The organism is Paenibacillus ottowii (assembly GCF_006874425.1).
GTDB classification, from domain to species: Bacteria; Bacillota; Bacilli; order Paenibacillales; family Paenibacillaceae; genus Paenibacillus; species Paenibacillus ottowii.
The window spans coordinates 430,722-443,876 of sequence record NZ_VIJZ01000003.1 but is presented as its reverse complement, the minus strand read 5'-3'; the positions used below and the strand labels follow the sequence as shown (position 1 = coordinate 443,876).

9 protein-coding genes are annotated in these 13,155 nt (G+C 45.6%); 8 read left to right on the top strand and 1 reads right to left on the bottom strand.

The window, feature by feature from the left end:
- Positions 1–10: 10 nt before the first annotated feature.
- From FKV70_RS08995 to FKV70_RS26505, 8 genes are all read left to right on the top strand, one after another.
- Positions 11–1,870 carry a sensor histidine kinase gene (locus FKV70_RS08995; protein ID WP_142612607.1) on the top strand — a complete coding sequence of 620 codons (1,860 nt, stop codon included), beginning with the start codon at positions 11–13 and terminating at the stop codon, positions 1,868–1,870.
- Entirely contained in the window at positions 1,863–3,509 is a 1,647-nt protein-coding gene (locus FKV70_RS08990; RefSeq protein WP_063207330.1) for a response regulator transcription factor, read from the top strand. Before FKV70_RS08995 ends, FKV70_RS08990 begins: the two co-directional genes overlap by 8 nt.
- 106 nt (positions 3,510–3,615) lie before the next feature.
- Positions 3,616–4,920 carry an ABC transporter substrate-binding protein gene (locus tag FKV70_RS08985; RefSeq protein WP_063207327.1) on the top strand — a complete coding sequence of 435 codons (1,305 nt, stop codon included), beginning with the start codon at positions 3,616–3,618 and terminating at the stop codon, positions 4,918–4,920.
- Between the two features lie 320 nt (positions 4,921–5,240).
- Positions 5,241–6,269 (top strand): NADH:flavin oxidoreductase/NADH oxidase, encoded by a 1,029-nt coding sequence (locus tag FKV70_RS08980; RefSeq protein WP_196771889.1) that lies wholly within the window; start codon positions 5,241–5,243, stop codon positions 6,267–6,269.
- 189 nt (positions 6,270–6,458) lie between these two features.
- A complete protein-coding gene (locus tag FKV70_RS08975) occupies positions 6,459–7,385 on the top strand; it encodes an ABC transporter ATP-binding protein (RefSeq protein ID WP_142612606.1) in 927 nt (308 codons plus the stop codon).
- A complete protein-coding gene (locus tag FKV70_RS08970) occupies positions 7,378–8,088 on the top strand; it encodes an ABC transporter permease (RefSeq protein ID WP_142612605.1) in 711 nt (236 codons plus the stop codon). Before FKV70_RS08975 ends, FKV70_RS08970 begins: the two co-directional genes overlap by 8 nt.
- Before the next feature lie 30 nt (positions 8,089–8,118).
- Complete coding sequence (locus tag FKV70_RS08965; protein ID WP_142612604.1) at positions 8,119–8,856, top strand: ABC transporter permease; 738 nt, start codon at positions 8,119–8,121, stop codon at positions 8,854–8,856.
- Between the two features lie 162 nt (positions 8,857–9,018).
- Positions 9,019–9,132 carry a putative holin-like toxin gene (locus tag FKV70_RS26505; RefSeq protein WP_010347020.1) on the top strand — a complete coding sequence of 38 codons (114 nt, stop codon included), beginning with the start codon at positions 9,019–9,021 and terminating at the stop codon, positions 9,130–9,132.
- 182 nt (positions 9,133–9,314) lie between these two features.
- Here FKV70_RS26505 and FKV70_RS08960 read toward each other — a convergent pair whose 3' ends face one another.
- Positions 9,315–12,905, bottom strand: a complete 3,591-nt coding sequence (locus tag FKV70_RS08960) for a family 14 glycosylhydrolase (RefSeq protein WP_142612603.1) — start codon at positions 12,903–12,905, stop codon at positions 9,315–9,317.
- Between the last annotated feature and the right edge of the window lie 250 nt (positions 12,906–13,155).

Genomic DNA, 13,155 nt, shown 5'->3' with positions numbered 1-13,155 from the left:
GAGGGTAAAAATGTGTACGCTTTCAAAAGGGGCGATTATCATGATGTCAGGGCATGTAGGAACATTTCTTCAATCCATGTGGAGGCGGATGACACAAAAATTAGTGAACAAGCTCATTCTGTTGTTTACCTCGGTGATTATCCTGGTGGTGGGCTCACTCACGATTATTTCCTATCAGATGATTGAAAAGGAGTCGGTTAATCATAGCATCGCCAGCACAACAAATAATCTGCTGCTGGTCAATCAGAATTTGGAGGATTACCTGGAGGGGATGCAGCAGCTGGCTCTTCCGCAGCTTCGCTATAACGATATCATGAACGCGATTGCCAATGAGAATCAGGATTATGCTGCACGAATGGTCATTGAGAATTACCTGCGCAACATGTTCTATTCCCGCAATGATCTGGAAGCGATCTATTTGTATGTGGCGGACCGGCATCAATACTACGTGGTGACTAGGGAAACGTACAATATTACAGTACGCAAAGGAATAAACACGGATATTCCCAAGCTTCCTTGGTATAAAGAGGCGATGGCCAGTACCACTAACGAAGCTTTTCAATCCTTTGTCGGGTCCCGCTCTGATATGGGCTATGTGGCGCCACAAGCCAGCTTTATGGCTTACCATCGAGTGCTGAGATCGATTGCATCCCGTCACCCGCAGGCAGTGTTGTCCTTCTATTACAATACAAGCGCTATTGATGAAATCATGCAGAATGTCCCACTGGGTGAGGGGGACCAACTGATGCTGCTCAGCCCTAAACGGGTTTCCTTTTATGTGAATAGCCTTCCGTTGTATGAACGAATGCGTGATTCTGGAGTATTGGCTCAGATTGGAGAGGAAGGAAACGGGCGAGTAACGTGGTCAGATCGCAGTGGCAATCAGGAGTATTTGGTCATTTATGATGCTGGTGAAAAGAACGGGTGGCAGCTCATCAAGCCCATACCGTACCGCCAAATTTATGAAGCGGCTACGACCACGCGGAATTGGAGCTATGTCATCGGAGCTTTATTTTTAGGTGTATCTATTATTTTAGTGACATTGACCTCGAACGCCATTACCCGACCTTTACATAAGCTATCTACCCAGATGAAACGGTTTAGTACCGGGGATTTTGGGGCAAGGGCTCCTGTGAAGGGGAATGATGAGATTGCATATTTGTCGCTGCATTTTAACGAAATGGTCCAAAGAACCGAAGAACTTATTAATGAGCGCTACCGCATGAAGCTGGTCGAAAAGAATGCCATACTCAAGGCGCTGGAGGCTGAAATTAATCCCCATTTTCTGTACAATGCCTTACAAGCCATATCCACACAGGCACTAAAGCGGAAGATGTTCGACATGGCGGATATGGTAGATGCATTGGCCCAAACTCTGCGGTATTCCATCAATGGCAAGGATATCGTAGCTGCCCGCGAGGAACTCAAGCATATTGAACGGTATATAGGTCTGCAAAAGGCAAGATTTGGGGCGAGACTCCAAGTCGAGGTGGTATGGGAGGATACGCTGATGGAGCTGCCGATTCCGAGACTATCCGTGCAAACATTGGTAGAGAACTCTATTAAACATGCGCTGGAGAAAGTATCAAGTGACATTCTGATCGTCATTTCGGCCGAATCGGGTACTACAGACGCTACAATTGCAGTCAGGGACAACGGACCTGGGATTTCAGAGGACAAGCTGAAAATGGTGCTCGATTCGTTCCATGAAAAATGGGAGGAGCGGGAGAGCGAGCATATTGGCTTGAAAAATCTGAACACACGGTTGAAGCTTTTGTATGGAGATCAGGCGGGATTATTCATACTCACGGATGAAACGGGAACGGAAATGAGAATGCAAATTCCCCGGGGAGGAGTCAGCCATGTATAACGTACTAATTATTGATGATGAAGAACCGCTACGTGAAGCCATTCGTATTGTTGGAGACTGGGATCATCTGGGTGTCGAACATATTTATGAGGCGACGAATGGAAGGTTGGGAATGGAGCTACTCGGTCAGCACCCTATCGATATCGTGATGGTGGATATGAAAATGCCGGAGATGAACGGCATTGAATTTCTTCGTGTGATCGAAAAGGCACATCCTCATCTACTGATCATTGTCATTAGTGGCTACAACGACTTTGAATTTACGCGACAAGCGATTCAATCGCGGGTGGTAGATTACCTGCTCAAACCTATCAACCGCCAAGATCTGAATCAGGCACTGCGCAAGGCGGTGGACATTCTGGAAAGCCGCAAGCAAAGCAAGGACGAGTTCATTAGCCAGAGCATTACGCTAAATATGTCACTGCCAAAGCTGAAAGAGAAGCTGTATGTATCCATTTTGGATGGTAGTTTTAAAAGGCAGGCGAATACCGCGTTACTCCCTTTAATTGGAGCGGATCGGCCGGAAAACCGCTTTGGAGTCATTGTGCTGAAGCTGCTGAACAGGAATGAGATCCGCAGAACGCGCTTTCATGGCGATGTTGAACTGATGGATTTTGCTATAACTAATGTATTAGCGCAGACATCAGATGAACGATTGCGTTGTTTTAGCTTCTCCCATCCGCGACGGGAACGCGAGATCGTTTCGGTCTGTACCCTGGCGCCAGGACAAGAAGAACATATGCCTCTCCTATTGGCACAAGTGGCCCAGAAGGCAGTTGCGAACCTGCACGGGCTGTTCAGTATGGTGGTAGCGGCCGGAGTGGGCAAGCTCTGTACTGACGTAGTGGAGCTGGCTTCTGCTTATAGGGATGCCAAGATGCTCATTCACAGCACGGATGTGTTGAAGCTGGAGGGGGAATCTATACTCCATACGGTGCCTCGACAAATAGGTTTATCAGAGGAAATGACATGGACGGATCGGCTGTTGTCGATTCAAAAGGACGCTCAGACCGGTCAGGCCAACCGGGCAAAAGTGCTGCTGAGCGATCTGTTGAAACAATTGGCATCAGGCCCTGCTTTCCGTTTACAGGATGCGGATCGATTGATGCGAGAGTTTCATTTTTTACTAAGAGAAGCAGCAATTGAGCTGAGTACGCCTGTGTCCGCGTCTAATCAGGAGGGAACCTTTGGGGAACTGGGGCGCGTGGTTGAAGGCGATTTGTCTGCTGATTTTACGAGCTTTGCCGACTACAGTCAGAGATTACACCGGATGCTGGAGCTTTACATTGCTGGGGTCCAACATGTTCAAGCGGGAAACCAGCCCTTTGATATTACAGAGATCAAAAGGTACATTGACCGCTACTATTTTGAAGATATCAAAATCTCGTTTTTTGCTGAAACCTACTTTTTGAGCCGGGAATATCTGATGAAGTTGTTCAAGCAGCAATTTGGTTACGGCATTCACGAATATGTACAGAAGGTCAGAATGGACAAGGCGAAGGAGCTATTGGGTGATTCCAGCCTGAAAATTCAGGAAATCTCCGATATGCTCGGGTACAAGGATAAAAACTATTTCAGCAAGGCTTTTCGCAATTATTATCAGGTGTCACCGTCGGAGTATCGCGTGAGCTTGCAATAAACCACTTTTTTACCCTTAACGCTTCACTAATCTGCCTTTTTAAATGAGGCTATATTTTTTAGAATGAGCGCATGGACGTTGATCACAAACAGATGGGGGAGTATCCATGTTAAAGAAGATGATGGCGTTATCCGGCAGTTTGCTTTTGACGGTCGGTTTGTTGAGCGGATGCGGAAGCAGCGGCGGCACAGACGCGGCTAAAGAAAGCACTGGCGGCAAAGAAGATTTGAAAACGGTTACAATAAACATGTTTACAGCCTCACCGGAGTATACTGATGCTTTTAACGCGTATATTGAGGAGTATAAAAAGGTCAAGCCTAATGTGAAGATCAATTTGGAGATCATGCAGGCAGACTACAACACGATTCTTAAGTCAAAAATAGCTTCAGGCAGTACACCGGATGTGTTCCAGACCACGGCTGGAGGCGACATCGACACCTATGCTGATTATAGCGCGGATCTCACCAATGAACCGCTGGCAGCAGCCATGACGGATGCCGTCCGGGCGAATATGACTTCCAGTGACGGCAAAGTGCTGGGATTGCCAGTCAAGGGAAACCTGTTTGCGTTAATTTACAACAAAGATTTGCTTACCAAGGCTGGAATAACCTCCCCGCCGAAGACAGTTGCGGAGATGCAGGATGCCGTTACCAAGCTAGAGGCGAAGGGCATTACTCCATTTGCTAATGCCTATAAAGAGTGGTGGGTATGGAAGCACATTTTCCAACACTATGTTGATGCTGCAGCGCAGGATGCCGGGGTAGAGCCGAAGCAGCTTGTTGATGATTTTATTGCAGGTAAAGCGAAAATCAAGAACTACCCATTGCTGTACAACAACTTCTTTAGTTTCATTGATCTGACGGTGAAACATGGTACAGATAAGCCGCTGGAACGGGATAGCAATGCAGAAGTGAGTGATTTTGCCTCTGGTAAAGCTGCGTTTATGACGGGCAAAGGTGCATGGGATGAGGAAGCGATCAAGAAAATTAATCCGGATCTCAAGATTGGCATTATGGGATATCCGGTAAGTGACAAAGCGGATCAATCGGTCATCATTACGGGTGCCGATCAGGCACTGCGTATCAACAAGGATTCCGAAGTATCCAAGGAAACCATTGAATTCTTCAACTGGCTGTACACTTCAGAATACGGTAAGAACTGGTTCTCCCAAGTAGCGAAGGTAATTCCTCCAATTAAGGATGCGCCGCTTCCTGATCTGGAAATGCCTAAGGAAATGGAAAGTATTTTGAAAACATCCAAATCCGGTGATTTGTCTGTGAACTACTCGCTGGACACATTCCACCAAAAATTTGGTGAACTGATGCAGGCTTATATCAGTGGTAACATGAACAAGGATCAGGCGGTTGCAGAGATTGAGAAGGCATGGACGCAGTTAGGTTCGGCACAATAAGATTGGTTTTCACAGAGGCGCCCTTACGGGCGTCTTTTTGTGTTATTGCTAAGAGCCGTCAAAAATGCAGACAAAAAAATATTTAATAATATTTAAATATTTACTTGCAAAAAGTTATTGAGTTGTGGATAATAGATTGTGTGCAATATAACTAACAACATTACGTATACATAATGACTGCACGGTACAAATACGAGGGATACTCCGGTTGGGGAATCTCTTTGTTTCGTTTGGACTGTGCCGATTGTGCTTATAATAGACCGTGTAATTTGGAGTGTATTTCTAGTTATGTGTTAGAGATGAAAAAGGAGATGAGCGTTTTGAAAACTTCGTTGTTTACACCGTATGCAATCAAAGACTTGGAGTTAAAAAATCGTGTGGTCATGGCCCCCATGTGCCAATACTCGGTGACGGCCAAGGATGGAATTCCGAATGATTGGCATCATGTTCACTACCTGAGCAGAGCTATCGGAGGCACGGGTCTGATTATTATAGAAATGACGGACGTAGAACCGGACGGACGGATTACAGATTATGACTTGGGACTGTGGTCAGACGAGCATGTCCCAGCTTATAAGAAGCTGGTTGACGGTATTCATGCGCACGGAGCCAAGGTAGGCATTCAGATTGCTCATGCAGGCCGTAAAGCTGAGGATGCAGCAGAGCCGGTGGCTCCTTCGGCCATCGCCTACCCGGATGCAAATTATAAGCAGCCACGCGCACTGACCACGGAGGAAGTGCATGGCATGGTGCAAAAATTTGCAGACGCCGCCCGGCGGGCGGTTCAAGCAGGCGTGGATACGATTGAGCTTCACGGTGCACATGGTTATCTAATTCACCAATTCCATTCTCCAGTTACGAACAAGCGGGATGACGAGTATGGTAAGGATTTATCCCGTTTCGGCGTTGAGGTTATTCAGGCTGTACGCAAGGAAATGCCTGCGGGTATGCCGTTAATCTTCCGCATCAGCGCGGTGGAATACGTAGATGGTGGATACGATGTGGATCATGCCATAGAGCTGAGCCGTGCATATCAGGCGGCAGGCGTAGACGTGATCCATGTCAGCTCGGGCGGAGAAGGCCCGGCTGGAGCCAGAAAGCCAGGCAACTATCCTGGCTACCAAGTGCCGTTTGCTCGTCAAATCCGCGAGGCACTAAACATCCCAGTAATCGCCGTTGGCGTACTGGATGACCCAGCCTTGGCGCAGTCTGTAATCGGCAATGAGGATGCCGATCTGGTCGCTGTGGGACGCGGACTGCTGCGCGATCCGTATTGGGCGATTCATGCAGCGGTAGCGCTGCGCGGCGAAAAGCCCTCTGTACCTGAACAATATCAACGTGGCTACTGAGGCCTAAGTAATCCCACGTTGTTTATATATAAACAGGCACCTGTAACGAAGTGTACGCTTCGTCGGGTGCCTGTTTTGTTTTTAGCAGGATAATGATTGATAAATGAATAAATGTGATCGTTCTTACATTTTGTGGATGATGTAATTTGTATAATAATTGTATTTGGCGTGTATAGGAGGATAAAAGAAATGGAGTATGTTATCGAAACGAAAAAGCTTCGCAAACAGTTTGGGATGTCGATAGCTGTAGACGATATTTCCTTACATGTAGAACGCGGCAGTATCTACGGTTTTCTAGGCGAAAATGGGGCTGGCAAGACGACAACCATCCGCATGCTGATGAGGCTGATTGAGCCTACAAGTGGAGAGGTTTTTTTATTTGGCGAGCGGTTGGAGCAAAACTATCCGTTTATCTTTTCTAAGATTGGCACGATCATCGAAACGCCTGGTTTATACGAAAACCTGAGTGCTCGCGATAATCTTAGAATCTGCTGTACGTATATGGGGGTGAAGGATGATGGGAGAATTGAACGAACCTTAACTACGGTGGGATTAGAGCACACCGGAAAAAAGAAGTTCAAAGATTTTTCTCTGGGAATGAAGCAACGATTAGGGATTGCAAGAGCGCTTGTTCATGACCCTGAGTTGCTTATATTGGATGAGCCGACGAACGGACTGGACCCATCTGGAATTAAGGAAATTCGTCAGCTATTGAAGCGATTGTGCGAGGAAGAAGGGAAAACCATTCTTATTTCCAGTCACATTTTGAGCGAAATCCAGCAGTTAGCTACACACATCGGGATTATACATAATGGAAAACTGTTAGCGGAAGATCGACTGAGTCAGTTAGAGGAAGGTTTTGAGCAATATACAGATCTAAAGGTAGACGATGCAGATGCAGCACAAACATTTCTACAAAAACATATAGAGCAGCTACAATCTCAGGTGTTATCCTCACAACAACTAAGAATTCATAGTCCGATTGAAAATACAGCCACCTTAAATAGACAGTTAATAGATCATCAGTTTTCAGTCTATGAGATACATACCACAAAGCAGACGCTAGAAGAGTACTTTCTGACTCTCATTTCAGGAGAGGGTGGGCGACGTGATTAGAGCAGAACTTATTAAGCTTAAAGGCTCTAAAGCCTTCTTGTTAAGCTATATTATATTGCTGGCTGTTGTACTGCTGGAATTCGCTTTGAGTGCTATTTTTTATAGGTATTCAATTGATAGACTGGGTTGGGTCTACTATTTTACAAATATTGTTTTCTTAGTCAATATTGCAGCCGGATTTATTAGCTACTACATATTAACCGGTCATATTTTTGCAAGAGAGTATCAGGAAAACACACATCTATTTATGTTTACTACGCCTGTTACTAGAGTTAAATTCTATTTCAGTAAATTGGCCGTTGTGTATGCATTTATTATTATATCCTTGTTTTTCGTTCTGTTTTTATCTGTATTATTAGGTATGCTCATTACAGATCGACCTTTAACGATGACTATCTGGGTATACCAGATTCAAGTATTTTCCAAAATGTGTGTGATGCATGCAATGTTGATTCCGATCGCCTCTTTTTTTGCTATACGTTGGAAAAGCATCATGGTAGTTGTGCTCTTAGTTTGTACTGCTATATTTTTGAGTTTTTTGTGCAAAAGTGAATGGTACCCGTGGATTGTGCCCTATCTCTTATCTCCCAATGAAGGGAGCACGGTTAGACACGTCAATATTCCCATTGCGTGGTTGAGTTTATCTGTAACCTTTCTTCTTGGATTGTTTTTATCCCTATGGGCATATCAAAGAAGGGGCTAGATGGAGAGAGCTTTTCAAAGGAGGTTTGCTATGTTTGCCCTGTTTAAAGCAGAGTGCTTGAAGCTGAAAAGAACTAAGATTCTTTTGTTGAGTGTAATGATTTTAGTATTAACCATTGTGGTGGAATTTTGTAGTTACACGGGTAGTCCCAAGTATTCGATAGATCGTGATGGTTGGAATGACTATTTTATGAGTATTGTTACTCTTATTAATTTTCTGACTGGGTATATGAGCTATTATATTTTGACCTGCTATATCTATGCGAGAGAATATCAAGAGAGGACCCATATGGCCCTGTTTACAAGCCCGGTTCGCCGGAATCGTCTTTACTTCAGCAAGCTGCTTGTTATTTATATGTACATCGCTGTTAGCCTTCTGTTGGCATTTGGGCTATCTGCGCTATTGGGTATGTTAATTACGGACAGACCACTAACCTTTGAAATCATTATATATCAGCTTGGAATCTTCACTAAAATGATTATTATGCACGCTATGCTCGTCCCGATCATTACGTTCTTCGCTATACGATGGAAAAAATTTGTGCCCGCCATTATGGGGATGTGTACCGTTATGTGTTTAAATTTTGTTTTGGTTAATACACCTGGAAATACCTTTTATCCATGGACCGTGCCGTTATTGTTTTCTCCACACGGCACACTGGGCAGAACATTTACGAATGTTCCTGGAGGAATCATCAGTACTTGTTTCATTTTTGTGCTGGGGCTTTTATTGGCGTTAAGAAGCTATACCCGTATAGAGACAAAGTAGAGTGTGTAAGCAGAAAAAGACGATGAGTGTTTGCATAAGATTGGCTGGATAAGTATGTAAAATGTTGTCGCTTAAGGACGGATTTACGTGCTATAATTCCAGTAACAACAGAATGGCTTAGGTGGGCGGTCGGCTAAGTCTCCCGGAAGGGAGGTGATGCCTGTGGAGGTTAAGGATGCTCTGACATTAATGATGATGTTCGGCACGCTACTAGTAGCGTTGATCGGATTAATCGTTACCATTGTTATTGCGCTGAACCAAAACAAAAAGAAATAGACCGCCCTGCTCAAGGGGAAAACGGTCTATTTCTGTAGATCGCCTTTGAACAGCCGACCGCTCTTCAAAGCGGCTGTTGCCAAGAGTAGGGATGTTACCAGCATCCTTGCTCTTTTTTTAGTATATCCTTCTATCATTTATTTTAGCACATCTGAATAACCAATGTAACTGAATAACGCTGTTTACTTGGTGAAAATTTTAACTTCCTTTGGAGCAAGAGTCACAGTGATCGAACCGTTGTTAATCTGAACGGAGTCATTGCTTAGCTGGTTGGTCAGGCGAGTTCCGTTGGACAGATTATCGAAGTTGCCAATCGTGCGGGTTTGGCTATTCCAGGAGTTGTTGATAAATACGATGGCCTCGTCACCGTTTTTAGAGCGCTGAAAACTGTAAAAGGAGTCGTCCACCCATTTTTCCTTTTGGCCGCCGTTTTGCAGAGCAGGGTGGTTATTGCGCACATTATTCAGCTTAGCAATGTACTGATACAAGTCATGGTTGGAGTTGAAAACCATATTCTCCCGATTGCCGGGGTCATCTCCGCCATTAAAGCCTTGCTCAGTGCCTTGATAGATGATTGGAATTCCGCGTGATGTCAGAGTAAAGCCCAAAGCAGTTTTGAGCTGTGGCCATTTGTCATAGTTAGCACCCGGCTTGCCGGAGGCGTCATTCAGGAAACGTTTTACATCATGATTGTCGATAAATACACCGTTGGTCTGGGCATCGCGATAGTAACGATCATCGGAATAGCGTTCCTTGATTTTTCTCATGGATTGATCGTGTCCGAACACGTCCTTGATTGTATAATACATCGGAAAATCTAGTGCGGCATCGAGATACCGGGTGTAATCCCCCACATAAGCAGGGTCGCCATGGAAAATTTCGCCCATAGTGAAGGTATTGGCGGCTTGGTCAAAATCCTTTAGAAAACCTTTTGGTACATGCTTGGCGGTATCCAACCGCAGTCCATCGATGCCTGTCTCATTAAGCAGCCATTTGATCCAGTTTTTAAGCTCGTTGGCGGTAGCAGGGTTTTCATGATTTAAGTCATCCAGTCCAGCTACATCACCGTTTTCGATTTTCCATTGGTTGTTGGAGTCGTAGTCCCCTCCTGTAATGTCACCATTGTGATGATACCAGTCTGCTTTGTCAAAAGGAGCTTTGGCAAAGCCGTTCCCTGGCTGGAAATCACCCGTATGATTCACGACTACGTCCAGCATCACAGCGATATTTTTGTCATGTGCCTTGCGAACCAGCTCTTGGAGCTTGTCCATTGTTCCGAGATGTCCGTCAACCGCATAAAAATCATACGTATGATAGCCGTGGTAAGCGTATTCACTTTTTTGCATCGTTACCGGTGTAATCCAGATCGCGGTAAATCCCATATTTTTAATGTAGTCGAGTTTGTTAATAATACCTTGAAAATCGCCACCATGCCACTTGCGTTGATCGTTGTTGTTGGAATTGAAGCCACCATAGTTATCGTTAGATGTATCCCCGTTGCTGAAACGGTCTGTCATGATAAAATAAATGCTTTGTTTGCTCCAGTCTGTGCCAAGGGGAGTGGGCTTGGAGAGGGTACCCGGATCTATAGAGGTGAAGGCGCTCGAAAGCGCCTCCGTTTGAGCAGTTACTTCAACTCCGTTAACGTTGGGTGTATAGGTAGAAGTGCTTACGTTTAAGGATACACCCGAAAGTTTTTCGGTTTGGATAGGTCCCGCCACTTCGTTGAGGTTGGTTGCGTAGGTGGAAGCCACTACGCTGATCGTACTTCCTGAAGGTGCCCCTGTTCGGATAGATCCTGCAGCTCCGTTCAAGCCGGGTGTGTAGGTAGAAGTTCCAGTGCTGAAAGAGTAGTTTTTAGTGTTATTGCTGTCCCAGTTGTTATTGCCGTCATTAAAAGCAGCTTCCAATTGGGAGGCAGTGCCGATATCGACGGTAATTTTAGCATAGCCGCTAATCTCGGCGTCTTGCATCTTCACGCCAGGCACAGCAGTCCAGTTACCTCCAGTCGGACGGTAGTGAATGTAAGGTGAGTTGAAGCCTTTTTTGTAGTATACCGTTACTTTGTTAGTTGTACCGCCGCCATCCCCAGGATTCGCGCCCGATGGAGCGCCTGAAGTGATTGTTCCTGCGTTGCCGCTATTACCAGGCGTGTACGTAGAAGTGCCCGTGCTGAACGAGTAGTTTTTGGTGTTGTTGCTGTCCCAGTTGTTATTGCCGTCATTAAAAGCGGCTTCCAATTGGGAAGCAGAACCGATGTCGACAGTAATTTTAGCATAGCCGCTAATTTCGGCATCCTGCATTTTCACACCGGGTGCAGCAGTCCAGTTACCGCCAGCCGGACGATAGTGAATGTAAGGCGAGTTGAAGCCTTTTTTATAGTATATCGTTACTTTGTTGCCTGTACCGCCATTGTTGTCAGGCTTGGCTTTGCTGATGATATATTGTTTGAATCCACTCAACTCACCGGTTGGTGAGCCGTCATTGTTGACGAGATTGTTGATGCGTAATAACGTAAACCCGTGATAACCGAACTTCGTGATTTTCTCCTCGATTTTTTGGAAGCCGCTGCCGCCTGTCGGGAGTGCATTTTCACCATTCAGGCGAACACCCTTGGCATTCGCGATGGAGGAGACGGTATCAACCAGGGTGGACGGCAACGAATAATTCGGTGCTGTGCCACTGTCACTCATCTCTAGGCAAGTAAATGTCAAGTCTAGATCGGCATCCTTGAATTTCTGAATGAGACGGTTGTAATCATAATATCCACCCGCTTGTTCTGTGCTGTGCGGCATGGCAGGATTGTTCATTTGCCAGTGCAAACCGGAAACTTTGGCCCCGATCCGGACACCGAACACAGAATCGAAGTTTTTATGGGCAGCTGCCCCGATGACACCTAGATGCTTCTCAAGTACGCTTTGGTACCACGACAGAAAATCCTTTCCATACACGGAATTATACCCGCCATTCGTGTAAAATCCATCCCCGTCGGTCGGTGGATTGATTTGGCTAAGGCTGGTAAGTTTGGTGCCCCAAGCAGCATTAATCTTGTCCAATGATCCGTACTTGTCATTCATAGCTGTGCGGAATGCATTTTTGGCTGTTTCAGTATAAGCTTGGAACTTGCCTCGTCCCGGGTAGCTCCACCCTGCTGCTGGATAGTAGGACGGATAGCGCAGTTCCCCAGAAGGACCGCCGCTCAAATAAATTTTGGGAATGATACTTTTATACCCGGCAAAGTTTTCAGCGAATGAGGCATACAGTTCGTCATATTGTTTACCGGTTCCGCTCCACAATGGGGAAAGGGCTTCGCTATTGGAATAGCCTTTTTCGTCCTTGAACTGCATTTCATCTGCACTGCCTTTGCTCGACAGCCAGCTTGGCAGTGGGATGTTGCAGTCATCTCCCACATTTCCTCCACACTTATGCGTTGAGATGATAGGGACCCACTTCAGCCCCGCTTCTTTCACGGCATTTGCATAGGTCTTGTAGTAGCTCCAATCGAACTGGTTATCTCCTGCGCTTTCTACATAGCCCCACCAGACGTCAGTAGTGATGGCATACACGCCATTGTTTTTCAATGTTTGTAGCTGTTTTTTGAAGGAACCCCAGTCGTTAATTTTCGCCAGCGGTCCCATGACGGAAGCCTGAAAATCCTCTGCAACCGCAGCGCTCGCCGTATTAGAGGGTGAGCCAATGAAGGCGGTCAGAGACAGCACAAGGCTTAGTAGAAGCATACACCCTTTTTTCCATAGACTTCGATATAAGGTCAAACCGATCATCCTCCCCAAAGCATAGTCTAATTCGACAACATTTTGTAAACGTCTACAAAAATAGTATAAAGCAAGCGGTTGCACAAAATAGAAGAATTTATTGCACATTAAAGGTGGACAAATATGACATTTTTCGTTAGCAACCGTGTGCATAAATTAGGCCATGCAAAAAAAGACACGGGTCTGAGTAAGACGTGTGTCTTTTATGGATTGCTATAATAGGGAAGGCAAATCCCGGTGTGTATACAAG